The organism is Streptomyces rubiginosohelvolus, assembly GCF_014649875.1.
In the GTDB taxonomy this organism is placed as follows: Bacteria; Actinomycetota; Actinomycetes; order Streptomycetales; family Streptomycetaceae; genus Streptomyces; species Streptomyces rubiginosohelvolus.
The window spans coordinates 922,271-940,930 of record NZ_BMTW01000001.1 but is presented as its reverse complement, the minus strand read 5'-3'; the positions used below and the strand labels follow the sequence as shown (position 1 = coordinate 940,930).

Here is an 18,660-nt window from a genome sequence, read left to right as displayed (position 1 = left end):
CCCTCTGACCTGGTGCTTAGCTGTCGGGGTGGCGGGATTTGAACCCACGACCTCTTCGTCCCGAACGAAGCGCGCTGCCAAGCTGCGCTACACCCCGATGTCCACCGGACTCCCGGCGACATCGATTACTTTAGCCCACCGGCGGCCGGAGGCGAAATCCGGTTTCCTCGGTGCTGGATCCACCCCGCCACGTTCGGCCGGATGTGGTCCACGGCGGTGATCAGGCTGGCCAGGGCGGTGAAGAGGAGGCCGAGGGCGAGGGACTGGGTGAGGGTGCCGGCGTAGCCGTACGTGTCGACGTCGAGGAACGGGTACGGGTAGCGGGTCGGGGAGCCGGGGGAGAGCAGGGCTCCGCGGGTCAGAACCAGGCCCAGGTAGGCCGCCGGGGCCGTCAGCCACAGCGGGATGTGGGTCAGGCGCAGGGTCCTCGGCGCGGTCAGCAGGAGCCAGTCCGCGGCGACCGTCAAGGGGGTCACCGTGTGGAGCAGGAGCGTCGCTGCGAGGGACCAGCCCGTGCCGGGGGCCGGGGTCTCCGGGTAGTTCACCAGCACCAGGTGGTGCATCAGGGCGGTGATCGCCGCGAGCAGTAGCACCCCGCCCGTCAGGTACGGCGGGAGCGGCGGAGCACCTCGCCAGGAACGTACCGCCGACCAGCCGAAGGCCACCGCGACCAGCAGGTTCGCCAGGACCGTGAAGTGGATCAGGGGTGGTGGGGTGTAACCGGTGGCCACGGTGATGGCCGGGCCCGCCGCCGCCGCCCCGCACGCCAGGGTGCGCAGGGCCGTGGCCCAGGGGCGGCGGGGGCCGGTGGGGTCCCGGAGCACCTCTGCAGCCCGGGGGCGGGGGAGCAGGGCGGTCCGGGGCGTGGTCATGATTCGTACCGTAAGGGGGTGGGAAGACCCCCGCGATTCGTCGGCCCCGTCGGCCGTTCGCCGTCATCCGGTCTGGGCCGCCGCGCCCCCGCCGTCAACCGCTCCGGGGCAGCCCCGCCCCCTCAGCCCTTCGCCACCAGCGTCAGCAGCGTCGCCTCCGGCGGGCAGGCGAAGCGGACCGGGGTGTAGCGGTTGGTGCCGCAGCCCGCGGAGACGTGGAGGTAGGCGCGCTGGTCGCCGACCGTGTGGCTCGACAGGCCCTTGACCCGGTCCGTGTCCAGGTCGCAGTTGGTGACCAGTGCCCCGTAGAACGGGATGCACAGCTGGCCGCCGTGCGTGTGGCCCGCCAGGATCAGGGGGTAGCCGTCGGCCGTGAAGGCGTCCAGGGAGCGGAGGTACGGGGCGTGGACCACGCCGATGGAGAGGTCGGCGCCGGTTTCCGGGCCGCCCTGGACCTCGGCGTAACGGTCCCGCTTGATGTGCGGGTCGTCCAGGCCGGTGAACGCCAGCTCCATGCCCTCCAGCTTGAGCCGGCCCCGGGTGTTCGACAGGTCCAGCCAGCCCGCCTCGTCGAAGGCGTCGCGCATCGGCTCCCACGGATTGTGGACGACGCCGACCGCGGGGGCGTTGCCGTTGAGGCCGTGCTTGCCCTGGGCCTTCTCCAGGAGGTAGCGGGCCGGGTTGCGGAGCTTGGGGCCGTAGTAGTCGTTGGAGCCGAAGACGTACACGCCCGGGAACTCCATCAGCGGGCCCAGCGCGTCCAGCACCTCGGGCACCGCGTCCGGGTCGGAGAGGTTGTCGCCGGTGTTCACCACGAAGTCGGGGCGCAGGCCCGCCAGCGACTGGAGCCAGGCGCGCTTCTTGCGCTGACCGCACACCATGTGGATGTCGGAGACCTGCAGCACGCGCAACGGACGTGCCCCGTGCGGGAGTACGGGAACGGTGACCCGTCGCAGGCGGAACGAGCGGGCCTCGAACCCGGCGGCGTAGGCCAGTCCGGCGGCGCCGACCGCCGCGCCGACTGCCGTGACTTTCAGGGGTACTCCGTAGCGTGCGCGCATGCGCCCATCGTCGCAGAAGCGGAACGCCCGGAGAAAAGGCGAGAGGTAGGCGAGAGGAAAGGTCAGAGGAGGGGGAGGGAAATCGGTGGGCGGTTCCGGCCCCCCACCTGTCACAATCACGGCATGACCACGCTCAAGTCCAAGCTCAAGGAAGACCTCCACACGGCCATGAAGGCGCGTGACGAGCTGACCTCGTCCACCCTTCGGCTCACCCTCACCGCGATCACGAAGGAAGAGGTCAGCGGCACGTCGGCGCGCGAGCTCTCCGACGACGAGGTGCAGAAGGTGATCGCCAAGGAGGCGAAGAAGCGCCGTGAGGCGGCCGAGGCCTTCGCCCAGGGCGGCCGGACCGAGCAGGCCGAGCGCGAGAAGGCGGAGGGCGAGCTGCTCGACGGCTACCTGCCCAAGCAGCTCACGGACGACGAGCTGAACGTCATCGTGGCGTCCGCCGTCGAGGAGGCGAAGGCCGCCGGGGCCGAGGGACCGCGCGCGATGGGCGCCGTCATGAAGATCGTCAACCCGAAGGTCGCCGGGCTCGCCGAGGGCGGCCGGGTCGCCGCTGCGGTGAAGAAGCGCCTCGCCGGCTGAGGCTTCGCCGAGCGGAGCAGCAGGGCAAGGAAAAAGGGGTGGGCGCCCGGTCCTCGGACCGGGCGCCCACCCCTTTCCTGGCAAACAGCCCCGTACGGTCAGGGCCCCTCGTTGCCGCCGCCCCGGCCGCCGCCGCCCGGTCCGCCGATCACGCCCTCCGGGAGCTCGATCCCGGGGAACCGGTTGCCGTCGTCGCCGGGCTTGTCGTCGTCGTCACCGCGGTCGCGGTCACGGCCCCGGTCGCGGTCGCCCTTCTCCTTGTCGTCCTTCTCCTTGCCGCGAGGCACGGGGACGGTGTTGAACCCGGGGGTCTCGGACGCGTCCAGCGCTCCGGTCATCGCGATGCGCCAGATCGGGCCGGGCAGACAGCCACCGCAGACCTTGTCGTAGTACTGGCCGCCGATGGTGACGTTGAACATCGAGCTCTTCTCGCCGACGTCGTCACCGACCCACACCGCGGTGGACAGGTTCGGCGTGTACCCGACGAACCACGCGTCCTTGCGGTCGTTGGTCGTACCGGTCTTGCCCGCGTTGTCCCGGTCGCTGAGTCCGGCCTGCGTACCGGTGCCGTCCTCGACGACGCCCTTGAGCATCTGGTTGATCGTGTCCGCGGTCCGCTCGCTCATCGCGCGCGAGCAGGACGTCTTCGGCACGTCGAGCTTCTTGCCCTGCGGGTCCTTGATGGACTCGATGGCGATCGGCGTGCAGTACGTGCCGCGGTTGGCGAAGGCGGCGTACGCGCCGGCCATGGAGAGCGGCGTGCTCACCTCACCGCCGAGGGTGATCGAGGGGTACTCCCCGATCTTCTTGCCGTCACCGCGCTCGTAGCCGACCTTCTTGGCCATCTCGACGGTCTCGCAGAGGCCGGCCTTCTGCTCCAGCATCGCGAAGTAGGTGTTGATGGACTTGCCGAGCGCGCTCGTCATGTCCCAGGTGCCCTTCTCGGACTCCAGCTCGTTCTGGAGCTGCCAGGGCGCGTACCCGGCGGGGGAGCCGGAGCAGTTGCGGAAGTCCCGCTCCTGGAGCGTCATCTTCCAGTCCGAGGAGAACGACGTCGCCGGGCTGATGCCCTTCTCCAGCGCCGCCGCCGCGGTGAACGGCTTGAACGTGGAGCCGACCTGGAAGCCGTAGGTGCTGCCGCCCATCTTGTTGCTGACGGCGAGGTTCAGGACGGTCTCGTTCTGCTTCTGGTCCAGGCCGTACGGGCGGGACTGGCCCATCGAGAGGATCTTCCCGCTGCCCGGCTGGACCTGCACCACGGACGCCGCGAACTTGTCGTCCTTGTTGACCCTCGCGGTGGCGGCCTCGTTGGCGGCCTTCTGGGCGCGCGGGTCGAGCGTGGTCCGGATGGTCAGACCGCCGAGGTTCCAGAGCTTGGCCCGCTCCTCGTCGGTCTTGCCGAAGGCGGGGTCGGTGAGGATCGTCTTGCGTACGTAGTCGCAGAAGAAGCCGGAGCCGCTGACGGCGGTGATGCAGCCGTTCTTCGGCCGGGACACCTTCAGCTTGATGGGCGTCTCCATGGCCTTGTCGGCCTCGGCCTGCGTGATGCTCTTGACCGCGGCCATCCGCGTCAGCACGGTGTTGCGGCGCTTGGTCGCTTCCTCCGTGTCGTTGACCGGGTCGTAGCGGCTCGGCGACTGGACGATGCCGGCGAGCAGCGCGGCCTCCTCCACCTTGAGGTCCTTGGCGTGCTTGGAGAAGTAGCGCTGGGACGCGGCCTCGATGCCGTACGCCTGCTGCCCGAAGAACGTGATGTTGAGGTAGTTCTCCAGGATCTTCTTCTTGCCGAGCTCCTCCTCGACCTGGATCGCGTACTTCAGCTCGCGGACCTTGCGGCCGAGCGTCTGCTGCGTGGCCTCGGCGACCTTCTCCGGGTCGTCGCCCGCCTCCTCGACGAAGACGTTCTTCACGTACTGCTGGGTGAGGGTCGACGCGCCCTGCGCCGCCCCGCCCGCCTGTACGTTGCGGTTCATCGCGCGCAGGATGCCCTTGAGGTCGACCGCGCCGTGCTCGTAGAAGCGGGAGTCCTCGATCGCGATGATCGCGGCCTGCATGTGCGGCGAGATGTCCTTGAGCGGGACGACCGTGCGGTCGCGGGAGTACACCGTGGCGATGGTGCCGCCGTCGCGGTCCTGGATCGTGGTCCGCTGACTGAGCGGCGGTGTCTTGAGGTTGGAGGGGATCTCGTCGAACCCTTCGACCGTCCCCTTGGCGGCGAGCCCCAGCGCTCCGGCCGCGGGCAGCGCGATGCCTGCCAGGACAGCTCCGGAGAGGGCGGCGACACCGACGAACTTGGCGGCCTGCTGAGTCGTGGTGAGACCGCCGCCCGAGCGCTTCTTTGGCATAGGGGGCAGCCTAATCCGTAGTGATGAACGTGTCGCAGGAGCAGGGGGCTCTCGGAGCGTTCCCGTACCAGACCGTGACATCCGGGCGGAGAATCGGGCCGGGTGGAGACACGGCACACCGTCATGGCGCGGGCACGCGGACGCGGAGGGCCTACGTTCCCATTCGCCGGACAGACGGGCAGGCGTTGGCCTAAGCTGCTCTCAACTGTCACAGCAGTCCGGTTCCGTATCAAGCCCCCTGCCGCCCCATGCGCATCTTCTGGTCATTCTTCGCCCGGTCGATGTGCCACCGCATCGCCCTTCTCGCACTCAGCGAGGCGCTCCCGAATTCGCCCCGTATGTCGCGAGAAGTCCGTTGCAACTTGAGTGCACTGTCCCTTTTTCACGGTGATAGTCGCGTATGTCCTCGGCTCACTCCCCTGGGTGATCTGCCGCATACGCATAGTCCGTTCGGACCATTCAAGATTGGGCCCGAAGGGGGTGTTGTGCTGTCCCCACCTTCCGTAACGTCCTCAACTGGCAGCGGTGAATATGCCGCTACCGCCGTGGGGGAGCCTCGATTCGGGAGAGGACGGCGCCGGCATGGGCTGGGTAACCGACTGGAGTGCGCAGGCAGCCTGCCGCACTACCGATCCGGATGAACTGTTCGTACAAGGGGCAGCGCAGAACAGAGCCAAGGCGGTGTGCACCGGATGCCCGGTGCGGACCGAGTGCCTGGCCGATGCGCTGGACAATCGCGTCGAATTCGGCGTGTGGGGCGGAATGACGGAGCGGGAGCGCCGCGCACTGCTGCGCCGCCGGCCGACCGTCACGTCCTGGCGCCGACTGCTGGAGACCGCACGCAGCGAGTACGAGCGGTCCACCGGCATCCTGCCCGGAGTCATCGGGCTGGAGGACGAGGAGCTGCACGAGACGTACGCCGCCGTCGGGTAGCGCGCCGACCACGCCGCTCGGCGCGTCGGCTCTACGCCGCTCCGGCAGGGGCCGGGGCGGAGCCGTCCGCCAGCCGGTCGCCGATGGCCCGGAGGCCGTCCAGGTCGTGTACGTCGCCGGGCAGCGCTTCCACGGCCGTCACCGGGACCTCCGGGTGGAGGGCGGTGAAGCGGTCGCGGGTGCGGTTCTCGCGGGCGACGACCTGCATGCGCTCGGCGTGCAGGCGCAGCAGACCCGCCGTCAGTTCCTCGATGCTGATGACGTCGGTCGCGTCGGTGTCGGACGCTCCGGTCACGTCGGCCGAGTGCACCGCAGGGGTGGCATCGGCGGTGTCGCCCTCGGGGGCGGTCGCGGCGTGCGCGATGTTCTCGTGGGGCGGTTCGTTCTCCGTCGTGTCCTGGTGCTCGGCTGAGGTCTGCGGACCGGACGCCTGCCCGGCCTCGGGGGAGAGGGGCGGCTCGGTCGTTCCGGAAGCGGTGACCGCCGGGTCGGGGGCTACCCGGTCACCAAGGCCAGCTTTCCCGGCCCTCTGATCCACAATGCGGGCGTCGTCAAGATTTTCTGCGGCGGTCAGCGCCTGCTCCGCGGAGAGCCGCGAAGCCTCGCTGCCGTGCACGCGGTTGAGGACCAGACCGGCCAGCGGCATGTCCTCGGCGGCCAGCCGCTCCACGAAGTAGGCGGCCTCGCGCAGCGCGTCCTGCTCCGGCGTCGCGACCACGAGGAAGGCCGTGCCGGGCGCCTGGAGCAGCTTGTACGTGGCGTCCGCGCGGCTGCGGAAGCCGCCGAACATGGTGTCCATCGCGGCGACGAACGTCTGGACGTCCCGCAGGAACTGGCCCCCGAGCAGCTTGCCCAGCGTGCCGCTCATCATCGACATGCCGACGTTGAGGAACTTCATCCCGGCCCGGCCGCCCACCTTCGCGGGCGCCATCAGCAGCCGGATGAACTTCCCGTCGAGGAACGACCCGAGCCGCTTCGGCGCGTCCAGGAAGTCCAGCGCGGAGCGCGAGGGCGGGGTGTCGACGATGATCAGGTCCCACTCGTCGCGCGCCCGCAGCTGCCCGAGCTTCTCCATCGCCATGTACTCCTGCGTACCGGCGAACCCGGCCGACAGGGACTGGTAGAAGGGGTTCTCCAGGATCGCCCTGGCCCGCTCCGCGTCCGCGTGCGCCTCGACGGTCTCGTCGAAGGTCCGCTTCATGTCGAGCATCATGGCGTGCAGTTCGCCGTCGCCGTCGATGCCGTCGACCCGGCGGGGCACGTTGTCCAGCTGGTCGATGCCCATGGACTGGGCGAGCCGGCGGGCCGGGTCGATGGTGAGGACGACGACCTTCCGGCCGCGCTCGGCGGCCCGTACGCCGAGGGCCGCGGCGGTCGTGGTCTTGCCGACACCGCCGGAGCCGCAGCAGACGACGATCCGGATGCCCGGGTCGTCCAGCAGCGCGTCCGTGTCCAGCCCGCCGTCGGCGTTGGCGACCGCGTCCGGGCCGCCCTCGGCCACCGTGTCCGTGTCCGCGCTCATACGTCCCCCTCTTCCCCCGCGCCCTGCTTACGGAGCTCCGTGGCCAGGTCGTGCAGCGCGGCGAGGTCCACCCCGTCGCCCATCAGCGGCAGCTCCGCCGTCGGCAGGCCCAGACCGGCCAGCACCGCGCGCTGCTCCCGCTCCAGGCCGACCCGCTCCGCGTGCTCGGCCGCCTGCGCGACCAGCGGACGTACGAGGGCGGCGGAACCGGTCACCCCGGCCCGGGTCAGCGTCTTGGCGATCTCCTTGCGGCGGCCGCCCGCGGCGGTGCGCAGGGCGTCCTCGTCCAGCAGATGCGGGCGGACCATGTTCACGAAGACGCTGCCCACGGGCAGTTCGGCGGCGCGCAGTTCGGCGATGCCGTCCGCGGTCTCCTGGACCGGCATCTCCTCCAGGAGGGTCACCAGGTGGACCGCGGTCTGCGGGGACTTCAGGACCCGCATCACCGCCTGGGCCTGGTTGTGTATCGGGCCGATCTTCGCCAGCCCGGCCACCTCGTCGTTGACGTTCAGGAAGCGGGTGATCCGGCCGGTCGGCGGGGCGTCCATGATCACGTGGTCGTAGACGAACCGGCCCTGCTTGTCCTTGCGGCGTACTGCTTCGCACGCCTTCCCGGTCAGCAGGACGTCCCGGACGCCGGGCGCGATGGTGGTGGCGAAGTCGATCGCGCCGAGCTTCTTCAGGGCGCGGCCGGCGCTGCCGAGCTTGTAGAACATCTGGAGGTAGTCGAGGAGGGCGCGTTCGGCGTCGATCGCCAGCGCGTACACCTCGCCGCCGCCCGGCGCGACGGCGATCTTGCGCTCCTCGTAGGGGAGCGCGTCGGAACCGAAGAGCTGGGCGATGCCCTGCCTGCCCTCGACCTCGACGAGGAGGGTGCGCCTGCCCTCGGTCGCGAGGGCGAGCGCGAGGGCGGCGGCCACCGTGGTCTTACCGGTACCGCCCTTGCCGCTGACGACCTGGAACCTGCTCACGTATTCGAGCCTAACCAGTCCTGCCCCGGCCTACGCACGGGACCGTACGTGCCAGGCGTTACAGTCGGGCCCATGACCAAGTGGGAATACGCGACCGTGCCCCTTCTCGTGCACGCGACCAAGCAGATTCTGGACACCTGGGGCGAGGACGGCTGGGAGCTGGTCCAGGTCGTTCCCGGCCCGAACAACCCCGAGCAGCTCGTGGCCTACCTGAAGCGGGAGAAGGCGTAGTGGCGGGCGCCGTCGAATCGCGCCTCGCCGAGCTGGGCCTGACCCTGCCCGCCGTCGTGCCGCCGCTGGCCTCGTACCAGCCGGCCGTGCAGTCCGGGGTGTACGTGTACACCTCGGGTCAGCTGCCGATGGTGGACGGCAAACTCGCCGTCACCGGCAAGGTCGGCGCCGAGGTCACGCCGGACGAGGCGAAGGAGCTCGCGAAGACCTGCGCGCTCAACGCGCTCGCCGCCGTGAAGTCGGTCGCCGGTGACCTGGACCGGATCAAGCGCGTCGTGAAGGTCGTGGGCTTCGTCGCCTCGGCCTCCGACTTCACCGGCCAGCCCGCCGTGATCAACGGCGCCAGCGAGCTGCTGGGCGCGGTCCTCGGCGACAAGGGCGTGCACGCGCGCAGCGCCGTGGGCGTCGCCGTGCTGCCGCTGGACGCACCGGTCGAGGTCGAGGTCCAGGTGGAGCTCGTCGAGGCCTGAGGCCCCCCTTCCCGTACGTTTCTCGCACTTCTTGTACGTCTCCGATCCCGCCCGGTCCCCGCGACCGGGCGGGATCGCGTGTTACGGGGCCTGCGGAGCGGGGGCGTGCGGGCGTCGTGTGTGTCCGGGGCATGTCGGGTCGTCGCGACGACCAGGGAGCCTCTCGAACATCGGCGCGGTTCCGGATAGCCTCCGGCCATGTCCCAAGGTCAGTGGTACCCCCCGGAATGGCCCGACCGGATCCGGGCCCTCGCCGCCGGTGAGCTGACGGCCGTGACGCCCCGGCGGGCGGCCACGGTGATGCTGCTCCGCGACCGTGGGCCCCAGGCGCCGGCGTCCGGACCCGTCGTGCACATGCTGCGCCGCCGGACGTCGATGGCGTTCGCCGGGGGCGCGTACGCCTATCCGGGTGGCGGAGTCGATCCGCGTGACGACGACCGGCTGATCGGGTGGGCCGGGCCTCCGTTGGAGCAGTGGGCCGGCCGGCTCGGGGTGGCGACGGTCACCGAGGCGCAGGCCGTCGTCTGCGCGGCGGTGCGCGAGACGTTCGAGGAGGCGGGTGTCCTGCTCGCCGGGCCGACCGCCACGACCGTGGTCGGCGACACCACCGGGGACGACTGGGAGGCCGACAGGGAGGCGCTGGTCGCCCGGGACCTGTCCTTCGCGGAGTTCCTGGACCGGCGCGGCCTGGTGCTGCGCTCGGACCTGCTGGGCGCCTGGGCGCGCTGGATCACCCCGGAGTTCGAACCGCGCCGCTACGACACCTGGTTCTTCGTCGCCGCGCTCCCCGAGGGGCAGCGCACCCGGGACGTCTCCACGGAGGCCGACCGTACGGTGTGGATCGCCCCGGCGGAGGCCGCCCGCCGCTACGACGCGGGCGAGCTGCTGATGATGCCGCCCACCGTGACCACGCTGCGGGCCCTCGCGCCGTACGGGACGGCCGCCGAGGCCCTGGAGGCCGCCGACGTGCAGGACATGACCCCGGTCCTCGCGCAGGCCCGGCTGGAGGGCGACGAGCTGGTGCTGACCTGGCCGGGACACGACGAGTTCACCAAACACGTGCCCGCGGCGGGCGGGGGAGGCGGCGCCGCATGACCGACGCAGCCGCCCTGCCCGGACAGCCGCGCGGAGCTGTCGTCTCCGGGCCCGCGACCGCCCGTACGGTCAACGTCCTCGCGCCCAACCCGTCCGCGATGACGCTCGACGGGACGAACACCTGGATCGTGGCCGAGCCCGACTCGGACCTCGCCGTCGTCATCGATCCCGGGCCGCTCGACGACGTACACCTGCGGGCCGTGATCGAGGCGGTGGAGCGGTCCGGGCGGCGCGTGGGCCTCACGCTGCTCACCCACGGGCACCCGGACCACGCGGAGGGCGCGGGCCGGTTCGCCGAGCTGACGGGGACGAAGGTACGGGCCCTGGACGCGGCGCTGCGGCTGGGCGACGAGGGCCTCGGGGCGGGCGACGTGATCACCACCGGCGGCCTGGAGCTGCGGGTGGTGCCGACGCCGGGGCACACCGCGGACTCGCTCTCGTTCCATCTGCCCGCCGACCGGGCGGTGCTGACGGGCGACACGATCCTCGGCCGCGGTACGACGGTGGTCGCGCACCCGGACGGGCGGCTCGGCGACTACCTGGACTCGCTGCGGCGGCTGCGGTCGCTGACGGTCGACGACGGCGTCCACACGGTGCTGCCGGGCCACGGGCCGGTGCTGGAGGACGCGCAGGGAGCGGTGGAGTTCTACCTGGCCCACCGCGCCAGCCGGCTCGCCCAGGTGGAGACGGCGGTGGAGGCCGGGCACCGTACGCCGTCGGACGTGGTGGCGGCGGTCTACGCCGACGTGGACCGCTCCCTGTGGCCGGCCGCCGAGCTGTCCGTGCGGGCCCAGCTGGAATACCTCACCGAGCACGGGCTGATCCAGGGCTGAGGAGCCCTGGATCAGCGCCGGGGAGTCGGCGGGGCGCCGCGTGGGCTCGTCTAGCGCGAGCGCTTCGCCAGCCGCTCGACGTCCAGCAGGATGACCGCGCGGGCCTCCAGGCGCAGCCAGCCGCGGCCCGCGAAGTCCGCGAGCGCCTTGTTGACCGTCTCGCGGGAGGCGCCGACCAGCTGGGCCAGCTCCTCCTGGGTGAGGTCGTGCACGACGTGGATGCCTTCCTCGGACTGGACGCCGAAGCGGCGCGACAGGTCCAGGAGGGCGCGGGCGACCCGGCCCGGCACATCGGAGAAGACCAGGTCGGACATCTGGTCGTTGGTCTTGCGCAGCCGTCGGGCGACCGCGCGCAGCAGCGCGGTGGCCACCTCGGGCCGGGCGTTCAGCCAGGGCTGCAGATCGCCGTGGCCGAGGCCGAGGAGCTTGACCTCGGTCAGCGCGGAGGCGGTCGCCGTACGCGGGCCCGGGTCGAAGAGCGACAGCTCCCCGATCAGCTCGCCGGGGCCGAGCACGGCCAGCATGTTCTCGCGCCCGTCGGGCGAGGTGCGGTGGAGCTTCACCTTGCCCTCGGTGACCACGTACAGGCGGTCACCCTGGTCGCCCTCGTGGAACAGCGCGTCTCCGCGCGCGAGGGTCACCTCACTCATCGAGGCGCGGAGCTCCGCGGCCTGCTCGTCATCGAGCGCCGCGAAAAGCGGGGCGCGCCGCAGAACGTCGTCCACGAGTTCTCTCCTTGTCGGCCTGTCCAGGGAACCGTGGTCCCCATCATGCCGGACGGTAAAACAGTGCGATCAATCACAAACCAGTTTGACGCACGGGCGTGCCGGACCCTACGGCAGGGGGCCGATCGGGGGCGGATACGCCGTGGCAAGGGTGGTTGTCGGTGCCTGGCCCTAGGCTGGCCGGGTGTCCGGATCGCCGGGGAGAGCGCAGGCCCAGAGGGCTGACGGGGTGGTGAAGGGCGGCGATTCCGCTGTGGGCGAACAGCCCCGGCCGCGCCCGAAGAATGCCGCGAATGGCTCCCTCGGAGACGCGCACGGTTCCCCCGGAGGGCCGGGGAAGACGTTCGGGAAGTCGGAGTCGGAAGTCGGCCAGGAGGTCCGCAGTGTCATCGTCAACGCCCGGGAAGTCCGGCAGGACGGCCAAAACCGGGGAGCCCGGCACAACTGGAAAGAACGTGAAGGCGGCCAAGGCGGCCACCACGGCCAAGGCGGCCAAGGCGGCCACCACGGCCACCACGGCCAAGGCGGCGGCCCCGCGCAAGGCGCCGAAGGCCGAGTCCCACCTCGCGATGGTCCGCCGGGCGCGCCGGATCAACCGCGAGCTCGCCGAGGTCTATCCGTACGCCCATCCCGAGCTGGACTTCCGTAACCCCTTCGAGCTCCTCGTGGCCACGGTCCTCTCCGCTCAGACCACCGACCTGAGGGTCAACCAGACGACGCCCGCGCTCTTCGCCGCGTACCCCACGCCCGAGGACATGGCGGCGGCGGTGCCGGAGGAGATGGAGGAGATCATCCGGCCGACCGGGTTCTTCCGGGCGAAGACGAAGTCGCTGATGGGCCTCTCGGCGGCCCTCCGGGACGAGTTCGGCGGCGAGGTCCCGGGGCGGCTGGAGGACCTCGTCAAGCTGCCCGGCGTCGGCCGCAAGACCGCCAACGTCGTTCTGGGCAATGCTTTCGGCGTCCCGGGAATCACGGTCGACACGCACTTCGGGCGCCTGGTGCGGCGCTGGAAGTGGACGGACGAGGAGGACCCGGTGAAGGTCGAGGCGGTCGTCGCCGGGATCTTCCCCAAGAGCGAGTGGACGATGCTCTCGCATCGCGTCGTGTTCCACGGCCGCCGGATCTGCCACGCCCGCAAACCCGCCTGCGGGGCCTGTCCCATCGCCCCGCTCTGCCCGTCGTACGGGGAGGGCGAGACCGATCCGGAGAAGGCCAGGAAGCTCCTGAAGTACGAGATGGGCGGCTATCCGGGTCAGCGGCTCAGCCCGCCCGCCGACTATCCGGGCAAGCCCGCGCCCGCGCTGGGGGCCGAATGAACCCTCGGGCTGTTTGATTGCTCAGGTTCACCCTCAGGGCGGATTCCTTGCCCAGGACGGAGCGGCTCGGAACGAAATGGCCGACGACAGGCGTTGTGAATCGACGGGGGTGCCTATGACGCACACGCATACACACAACACGGCGCAGGCCGGGAACGGCCCAGCCGGGAGCCCGCCGGGCCACGGCCCCGTCAGCCGTGTTCCCGGCATGGCCGTCGACGTCACCACCGACGGCCTGCCCGCCTGGCTCGACCCCGTCGCCGGCGCCGCGCGGAGCGTCCGGCCGCAGCAGCTCAGCCGGTTCCTGCCGCCCGAGAGCGGGGCGGGCCGGCAGTCCGCCGTCCTGATCCTGTTCGGCGAGGGGGAGCGCGGACCCGAGCTGCTGCTCATGGAGCGGGCCGGGACCCTGCGCTCCCACGCCGGGCAGCCGTCCTTCCCCGGGGGCGCGCTGGATCCCGAGGACGGCGACCAGGCCACCACCGGGCCCCTGCGCGCCGCGCTGCGCGAGGCCGAGGAGGAGACCGGGCTCGACCCCCGCGGCGTACAGCTCTTCGGTGTGCTGCCCCGGCTCTACATTCCGGTCAGCAGCTTCGTCGTGACGCCCGTGCTCGGCTGGTGGCGGGCGCCCAGTCCGGTCGGGGTGGTCGATCCGGCCGAGACGGCCCGGGTCTTCACGGTCCCCGTGGCGGATCTCACGGATCCCGAGAACCGGGCGACGGCCGTCCATCCGAGCGGGCACAGCGGCCCGGCATTCCTGGTCGAATCGGCCCTGGTCTGGGGTTTCACGGCCGGAGTGATCGACCGGATTGTGCACTACGCGGGATGGGAACGCCCCTGGGACAGGACCAGACAGGTGCCGCTCGACTGGCGCGCATGACACGCTGGCTGTTCTGCTGCGCTGTTCCGGGCCCGGCCCGGACCCCGTCACGACCGACGGGCCAGGTGACGAAACTGCGAGGCTACCGACGGTGAACGTGCTGGACATCCTGCTGCTGCTGGCTGCCGTGTGGTTCGCGGTCATCGGCTATCGCCAGGGTTTCGTCGTCGGCATCCTGTCGGTGATCGGCTTCCTCGGGGGCGGCCTCGTCGCCGTCTATCTGCTGCCGGTCATCTGGGACCGGGTGACCGAGAACGCCGAGGTCTCCACGGCGGTCGCCATCGGCGCGGTCGTCGTCGTGATCATCTGCGCCTCGATCGGCCAGGCCTTCACCACCCACCTGGGCAACAAACTCCGCCGCTACATCACCTGGTCGCCCGCGCGCGCCCTGGACGCCACCGGCGGCGCCCTGGTCAACGTGGTGGCCATGCTGCTGGTGGCCTGGATGATCGGCCTGCTGCTGGCGGGCACCTCGCTGCCGACTCTCGGCAAGGAGGTCCGCACCTCCTCGGTGCTGCTCGGCGTCGACCGGGTGATGCCGAACCAGGCGCCCAGCTGGTTCCAGGACTTCTCCTCCGTCCTCGCGCAGAACGGCTTCCCGCAGGTCTTCAGCCCGTTCGCCAACGAGCCGATCACCGAGGTGAAGGCCCCGGACCCGGCCCTCGTGGGCAGCCCGGTGGCCGCCCGCGCCAAGAAGTCGATCGTCAAGGTCGTGGGGACGGCCCCGAGCTGCGGCAAGGTCCTCGAAGGGACCGGCTTCGTCTTCTCCGAGCGCCGGGTGATGACCAACGCCCACGTGGTCGGCGGCGTGGACGAGCCCACCGTCCAGATCGGCGGCGAGGGCCGGCTGTACGACGCGAAGGTCGTCCTCTACGACTGGCAGCGCGACATCGCCGTCCTGGACGTCCCCGACCTCAAGGCCAGGCCGCTGCAGTTCACCGGCCCCGACGACGACGCGGAGACCGGCGACAGCGCAATCGTCGCGGGCTTCCCCGAGAACGGCGCGTACGACGTGCGCTCGGCCCGCGTCCGCGCCCGGATCAACGCCGACGGCCCGGACATCTACCACCGGGGCACGGTGCGCCGCGATGTGTACTCGCTCTTCGCGACCGTACGCCAGGGCAACTCGGGCGGCCCGCTGCTCACTCCGGACGGAAAGGTGTACGGAGTGGTGTTCGCCAAGTCGCTCGACGACCCGGACACCGGCTACGCGCTGACGGCGGACGAGATCCGCGAGGACATCGAGATCGGCCGCGCCGCCAACCAGCAGGTCGACAGCCAGGGCTGCGCCCTCTGAACGCCTTAGGGGCCCGGACACGCCTCAAGGGCCCGGGGAGCTCCAAGAGCCCCCGGGAGCCTGTGGCGAGGGTCAGTTACGGGGGTGGCGGAGACGTGCCGAGACCCAGCGGGCCCGGCGGCGGAGGATGCGGGAAATCCCGAGACGGGAACGGTGAAGGTCATGCACTTGGTGCACCCGGCCGCGAGGGCCGCCCCCCTCATGAGTGCTCACACCGGCTGAGACGGTGGAGCGGCGGTTGCGTGCTTCGTCAGTGAAGTCGTGCGTCCAGCCCATACCCCGACGTCTGCCCGTGACCCAAGGTCGGTAATCGTGTGCGAGTCAGCCAATTGGCCTATGCGGCAGGCAATTGGCTGTTCGTCGGACACCTGTGCCAGGGCGGGGCCGACGGCTACCGGTCCGGCTCGGGGTCGTTGAGCCAGTTGATGAGTTCGGTGGAGAAGCCGATCGGATCCTCCTCGTGCGGGAAGTGCCCGACACCGTCGAAAAGTCGCCACCGGTAGGGCGCCTCGACGTACTGGCCGGACCCGGCCGAACTGCGGGTGCGGACCGCCGGATCGAGCGACCCGTGCAGGTGCAGCGTGGGCACCCGGACCGGGCGCTTCATCCGCCGGTTGAACTGGATCCCGTCCGGACGCGCCATCGACCGCACCATCCAGCGGTACGGCTCGATCGAGCAGTGGGCGGTCGAGGGGATGCTCATGGCCCGCCGATAGACGTCCAGGGTCTCCTCGTCGGGGAACTCCGGGGTACGGGGGCCCGCCCAGTCCTGGATGAGGTTCCCCACCAGGGCGGCGTCGTCCGCCAGGAGTTGACGCTCCGGCAGCCACGGGCGCTGGAAGCCCCAGACGTACGAACCGGCCCGCGACTGGGCGAAGTCCGACAGCATCGAGGAGCGCCAGCGGCGCGGGTGCGGCATCGAGGAGACGACGAGCCGGCGGACCAGCTTGGGCCGCATCACGGCGGCCGTCCAGGCGAGGTACCCGCCGAGGTCGTGGCCGACCAGGGCCGCGTCGGGCTCACCGAGGGAGCGGATCACGCCGGTGACGTCGAGGGCCAGGTTGGCGGGGTCGTAACCGCGCGGCGTACGGTCGCTGCCGCCCACCCCCCGCAGGTCCATCGCGACCGCCCGGAAACCGGCGTCGGCGAGCGCGGTCATCTGGTGGCGCCAGGTCCACCAGAACTGCGGGAAGCCGTGCAGCAGGAGCACCAGCGGCCCCTCGCCCAGCTCGGCGATGTGGAAGCGCGCACCGTTGGCCGCCACGTCGCGGTGGGTCCAGGGGCCGTCGAGCCGCACCGGCCCTCCGGCCGCGCCCCGGCCCGAGGGGCCGGTCGCCGGGTCGGACGGGGCGGCCGGACCCTCCGGGTCCGCGGGACCCGTCGGGCCGAATGCGCTGGAATCGGGAACGGTCATGTGGACGAGCGTGCCACAGACCCGGCCTTGTTCTGACCGGAGCCGCCCTCGACGCCCTTCTTCGCCAGCGAACTGCCGGAGACGGCGGAGCGCTCGATGATCGCGGCGGCCTCGATCGAGGGGCGCGGGTGCGGCTTGGCCTTCTGCAGGACGGCGGCGGTCTGCTTGGCGGAGGCGATGGACTTCTCCGGCGGCTTGATCTTCTTGAACTTCCGCAGACCGATGAAGGCGATCAGCGCGGCCAGCAGGATGAAGGCGCCGGCCACGATCAGGAAGGACCACGCCAGGCCCAGGCCCAGGTTGTGGATCCCGTACGCGGCCGCGAAGCTCAGCATCGGCATCGTGAACAGCAGCAGCACGCCCGCGGCGATGAACGCCGCACTGCCGATCGCCCCGCGCTTGACGTCCTGCCGCACCTCCGCCTTGGCCAGGGCGATCTCGTCGTGCACCAGCGCGGACATCTCGGCCGTCGCCGAGGCGACCAGCTGCCCGATGCTGCGGTCCGTGCTGCCCGCGTAGTTGCCGGGGTCGCTCATCCCTGACTCCCTCTCCGTCTTCGACACATCCGATGTCAGATCATGCCGGACTGTTCGGCTTGTCGCTCGCTGCCCCCGCCCGTTCTTCGGCGAGACGGCGGTGTTCGGCCGCCTTGCGCTCGTGGATGGCGGCCATCCGCAGGTGATATTCCGGATCATCCTGCTCGTAGACATCCGGTACCCCGGATTCGTCCTCGTCCAGCTCCTCGGCCTCGTACAGCTCCTTGTACTTGCGGACGCGGAGCTTGAGCAGGACACAGGCGAGCGTCGCCGCGATCAGCGAGCCGAGCAGGACGGCGGCCTTGATCTCGTTGACCATTTCCGGGTCGCCCTCGAAGGCGAGTTCGCCGATGAGCAGCGAGACGGTGAAGCCGATGCCGGCGAGCGAGGCGAGCGCGAGGACGTCGGCCCAGGCCAGGTCCTTGTTCAGCTCCGCCTTGGTGAAGCGGGCGGCGAGGTAGGTGCCGCCGAAGATGCCGACGGTCTTGCCGACGACGAGACCGAGGACGACGCCGAGCGTCTCGGGCCGGGTGAAGACGCCGGCCAGCGCCTCGCCGTTCACCGAGACCCCGGCCGAGAACAGGGCGAACAGCGGGACGGCGATCCCGGCCGACAGCGGGCGGACGAGGTGCTCGATGTGCTCACCGGGGGAGTGCTGCTCGCCCTCGCGCCGGGTGCAGCGCAGCATCAGGCCCATGGCGACACCGGCGATGGTGGCGTGGACGCCGCTGTTGTACATCAGGCCCCAGATGACCAGGGCGAGCGGGACGTAGACGTACCAGCCGCGTACGTCGAAACGGAGGAGGAGGTAGAAGACGACCAGGCCGAGGACGGCCCCGCCGAGGGCCAGGAAGTTCAGGTCCGAGGTGAAGAACACCGCGATGATCAGGATCGCGAAGAGGTCGTCGACGACGGCCAGAGTGAGCAGGAAGGCGCGCAGTGCGGACGGCAGCGACGTGCCGATGACCGCGAGTACGGCGAGGGCGAAGGCGATGTCGGTCGCCGTCGGGACCGCCCAGCCGTCCGTCGAGCCGCCGCCGATGACGGTGGTGAGGAAGTAGACGAGGGCGGGCACGGCCATGCCGCACAGGGCCGCCACCACGGGGAGAGCCGCGGCCTTCGGATCGCGGAGTTCGCCCGCGACCAGTTCGCGCTTCAGCTCCACACCGGCGACGAAGAAGAAGACGGCGAGCAGCCCGTCCGCCGCCCAGTGCGCCACGGAGAGGTCCAGGCCGAGGGCGCCGGGACCGAAGTGGAAGCCGCTGACCTCTTTGTACGAGCCGCCGAAGGTGTTGGCCCAGACGAGTGCGGCGACCGCCGCCACCAGCAGCAGTACGCCACCGACCGTCTCGGTGCGGAGGGCCTCCGCCACGTAGTTCCGCTCGGGGAGCGAGAGCCTGCCGAGCAGCGGGCGGCGCGGCGGGGCAGGAGTGGGCGGGGTGTCCTGGGTGGGCGGTGCCACGGGAGAAACCTCCAGGCGGGGACGGCGTACGGGCATGGTGGGTCGACATGCCGACCAGACTTCCCGGCGCCCCTGTGGAGATGTTCTCTGAAGTTGTCCGAATGTGTCGGTG

19 protein-coding genes and 1 tRNA gene are annotated in these 18,660 nt (G+C 71.0%); 9 read left to right on the top strand and 11 right to left on the bottom strand.

Annotated features, from left to right (window positions below; translation table 11 throughout):
- Positions 1 to 23: 23 nt before the first annotated feature.
- From IE134_RS04455 to IE134_RS04445, 3 genes are all read right to left on the bottom strand, one after another.
- A tRNA-Pro gene (locus IE134_RS04455) sits at positions 24 to 97 on the bottom strand.
- 28 nt (positions 98 to 125) lie between these two features.
- On the bottom strand, positions 126 to 872 hold the full coding sequence (locus IE134_RS04450; RefSeq protein WP_189429638.1) for a Pr6Pr family membrane protein: 747 nt from the start codon (positions 870 to 872) through the stop codon (positions 126 to 128).
- Positions 873 to 994: 122 nt separating this feature from the next.
- The gene (locus IE134_RS04445) at positions 995 to 1,933 is read right to left on the bottom strand and encodes a metallophosphoesterase (protein WP_030718265.1); all 939 of its coding nucleotides are present in this window, start codon (positions 1,931 to 1,933) and stop codon (positions 995 to 997) included.
- Positions 1,934 to 2,056: 123 nt separating this feature from the next.
- On the opposite strand from IE134_RS04445, the gene IE134_RS04440 reads away from it, so the two are divergent.
- Positions 2,057 to 2,521 carry a GatB/YqeY domain-containing protein gene (locus IE134_RS04440; RefSeq protein WP_030718267.1) on the top strand — a complete coding sequence of 155 codons (465 nt, stop codon included), beginning with the start codon at positions 2,057 to 2,059 and terminating at the stop codon, positions 2,519 to 2,521.
- A gap of 98 nt (positions 2,522 to 2,619) precedes the next feature.
- Here the strand turns inward: IE134_RS04440 and IE134_RS04435 are convergent, their stop codons facing one another.
- Positions 2,620 to 4,866, bottom strand: a complete 2,247-nt coding sequence (locus IE134_RS04435) for a transglycosylase domain-containing protein (RefSeq protein WP_030718269.1) — start codon at positions 4,864 to 4,866, stop codon at positions 2,620 to 2,622.
- A 582-nt stretch (positions 4,867 to 5,448) separates the two neighbouring features.
- Here IE134_RS04435 and IE134_RS04430 point away from each other — a divergent pair.
- The gene (locus tag IE134_RS04430) at positions 5,449 to 5,799 is read left to right on the top strand and encodes a WhiB family transcriptional regulator (protein WP_006126397.1); all 351 of its coding nucleotides are present in this window, start codon (positions 5,449 to 5,451) and stop codon (positions 5,797 to 5,799) included.
- Positions 5,800 to 5,830: 31 nt separating this feature from the next.
- On the opposite strand, the gene bagB is transcribed toward IE134_RS04430, so the two are convergent.
- Positions 5,831 to 7,321 (bottom strand): ATPase BagB, encoded by a 1,491-nt coding sequence (gene bagB, locus IE134_RS04425; RefSeq protein ID WP_126931087.1) that lies wholly within the window; start codon positions 7,319 to 7,321, stop codon positions 5,831 to 5,833.
- Positions 7,318 to 8,292 carry an ATPase BagA gene (gene bagA, locus IE134_RS04420; protein WP_030718275.1) on the bottom strand — a complete coding sequence of 325 codons (975 nt, stop codon included), beginning with the start codon at positions 8,290 to 8,292 and terminating at the stop codon, positions 7,318 to 7,320. Before bagA ends, bagB begins: the two co-directional genes overlap by 4 nt.
- A gap of 72 nt (positions 8,293 to 8,364) precedes the next feature.
- Here bagA and sp36 point away from each other — a divergent pair, with 72 nt between their 5' ends.
- The 4 genes from sp36 (at position 8,365) to IE134_RS04400 (ending at position 10,921) form a co-directional block, all read left to right on the top strand.
- Positions 8,365 to 8,523: a Sp36 family protein gene (sp36, locus tag IE134_RS04415; RefSeq protein ID WP_003967454.1), complete on the top strand. Its 159-nt coding sequence runs from the start codon at positions 8,365 to 8,367 to the stop codon at positions 8,521 to 8,523.
- Positions 8,523 to 8,993: a RidA family protein gene (locus IE134_RS04410; protein ID WP_006126400.1), complete on the top strand. Its 471-nt coding sequence runs from the start codon at positions 8,523 to 8,525 to the stop codon at positions 8,991 to 8,993. The genes sp36 and IE134_RS04410 overlap by 1 nt, the downstream gene beginning before the upstream one ends.
- A gap of 198 nt (positions 8,994 to 9,191) precedes the next feature.
- Positions 9,192 to 10,088 (top strand): NUDIX hydrolase, encoded by an 897-nt coding sequence (locus IE134_RS04405; protein ID WP_189429636.1) that lies wholly within the window; start codon positions 9,192 to 9,194, stop codon positions 10,086 to 10,088.
- A complete protein-coding gene (locus tag IE134_RS04400) occupies positions 10,085 to 10,921 on the top strand; it encodes an MBL fold metallo-hydrolase (RefSeq protein ID WP_089116055.1) in 837 nt (278 codons plus the stop codon). Before IE134_RS04405 ends, IE134_RS04400 begins: the two co-directional genes overlap by 4 nt.
- 50 nt (positions 10,922 to 10,971) lie before the next feature.
- Here the strand turns inward: IE134_RS04400 and IE134_RS04395 are convergent, their stop codons facing one another.
- Entirely contained in the window at positions 10,972 to 11,646 is a 675-nt protein-coding gene (locus IE134_RS04395; RefSeq protein WP_003967450.1) for a Crp/Fnr family transcriptional regulator, read from the bottom strand.
- 569 nt (positions 11,647 to 12,215) lie between these two features.
- On the opposite strand from IE134_RS04395, the gene nth reads away from it, so the two are divergent.
- The 3 genes from nth (at position 12,216) to IE134_RS04380 (ending at position 15,136) form a co-directional block, all read left to right on the top strand.
- Entirely contained in the window at positions 12,216 to 12,962 is a 747-nt protein-coding gene (nth, locus tag IE134_RS04390; protein ID WP_030718281.1) for an endonuclease III, read from the top strand.
- Between the two features lie 115 nt (positions 12,963 to 13,077).
- Positions 13,078 to 13,839, top strand: coding sequence for an NUDIX hydrolase (locus tag IE134_RS04385; RefSeq protein ID WP_030718284.1), 762 nt, complete (start codon positions 13,078 to 13,080; stop codon positions 13,837 to 13,839).
- A gap of 91 nt (positions 13,840 to 13,930) precedes the next feature.
- Positions 13,931 to 15,136: a MarP family serine protease gene (locus IE134_RS04380; protein WP_030718287.1), complete on the top strand. Its 1,206-nt coding sequence runs from the start codon at positions 13,931 to 13,933 to the stop codon at positions 15,134 to 15,136.
- A 72-nt stretch (positions 15,137 to 15,208) separates the two neighbouring features.
- On the opposite strand, the gene IE134_RS34020 is transcribed toward IE134_RS04380, so the two are convergent.
- The 4 genes from IE134_RS34020 to nhaA form a co-directional block, all read right to left on the bottom strand.
- Positions 15,209 to 15,412, bottom strand: a complete 204-nt coding sequence (locus tag IE134_RS34020) for a hypothetical protein (protein ID WP_073775647.1) — start codon at positions 15,410 to 15,412, stop codon at positions 15,209 to 15,211.
- 115 nt (positions 15,413 to 15,527) lie between these two features.
- On the bottom strand, positions 15,528 to 16,550 hold the full coding sequence (locus IE134_RS04375) for an alpha/beta fold hydrolase (protein ID WP_189429634.1): 1,023 nt from the start codon (positions 16,548 to 16,550) through the stop codon (positions 15,528 to 15,530).
- Positions 16,547 to 17,086: a phage holin family protein gene (locus IE134_RS04370; protein WP_189429633.1), complete on the bottom strand. Its 540-nt coding sequence runs from the start codon at positions 17,084 to 17,086 to the stop codon at positions 16,547 to 16,549. The genes IE134_RS04375 and IE134_RS04370 overlap by 4 nt, the downstream gene beginning before the upstream one ends.
- A gap of 40 nt (positions 17,087 to 17,126) precedes the next feature.
- Positions 17,127 to 18,548 carry a Na+/H+ antiporter NhaA gene (nhaA, locus tag IE134_RS04365; protein WP_030718296.1) on the bottom strand — a complete coding sequence of 474 codons (1,422 nt, stop codon included), beginning with the start codon at positions 18,546 to 18,548 and terminating at the stop codon, positions 17,127 to 17,129.
- Positions 18,549 to 18,660: the final 112 nt, after the last annotated feature.

Excerpts from the sequence above, each read along its gene's own strand:
- IE134_RS04450 (WP_189429638.1), bottom strand. The coding sequence starts at position 872 with ATGACCACGCCCCGGACCGCCCTGCTCCCCCGCCCCCGGGCTGCAGAG.
- IE134_RS04445 (WP_030718265.1), bottom strand. The coding sequence starts at position 1,933 with ATGCGCGCACGCTACGGAGTACCCCTGAAAGTCACGGCAGTCGGCGCG.
- IE134_RS04440 (WP_030718267.1), top strand. The coding sequence starts at position 2,057 with ATGACCACGCTCAAGTCCAAGCTCAAGGAAGACCTCCACACGGCCATG.
- IE134_RS04435 (WP_030718269.1), bottom strand. The coding sequence starts at position 4,866 with ATGCCAAAGAAGCGCTCGGGCGGCGGTCTCACCACGACTCAGCAGGCC.
- IE134_RS04430 (WP_006126397.1), top strand. The coding sequence starts at position 5,449 with ATGGGCTGGGTAACCGACTGGAGTGCGCAGGCAGCCTGCCGCACTACC.
- bagB (WP_126931087.1), bottom strand. The coding sequence starts at position 7,321 with ATGAGCGCGGACACGGACACGGTGGCCGAGGGCGGCCCGGACGCGGTC.
- sp36 (WP_003967454.1), top strand. The coding sequence starts at position 8,365 with ATGACCAAGTGGGAATACGCGACCGTGCCCCTTCTCGTGCACGCGACC.
- IE134_RS04405 (WP_189429636.1), top strand. The coding sequence starts at position 9,192 with ATGTCCCAAGGTCAGTGGTACCCCCCGGAATGGCCCGACCGGATCCGG.
- IE134_RS04400 (WP_089116055.1), top strand. The coding sequence starts at position 10,085 with ATGACCGACGCAGCCGCCCTGCCCGGACAGCCGCGCGGAGCTGTCGTC.
- nth (WP_030718281.1), top strand. The coding sequence starts at position 12,216 with ATGGTCCGCCGGGCGCGCCGGATCAACCGCGAGCTCGCCGAGGTCTAT.
- IE134_RS04385 (WP_030718284.1), top strand. The coding sequence starts at position 13,078 with ATGACGCACACGCATACACACAACACGGCGCAGGCCGGGAACGGCCCA.
- IE134_RS34020 (WP_073775647.1), bottom strand. The coding sequence starts at position 15,412 with ATGGGCTGGACGCACGACTTCACTGACGAAGCACGCAACCGCCGCTCC.
- IE134_RS04375 (WP_189429634.1), bottom strand. The coding sequence starts at position 16,550 with ATGACCGTTCCCGATTCCAGCGCATTCGGCCCGACGGGTCCCGCGGAC.
- IE134_RS04370 (WP_189429633.1), bottom strand. The coding sequence starts at position 17,086 with ATGAGCGACCCCGGCAACTACGCGGGCAGCACGGACCGCAGCATCGGG.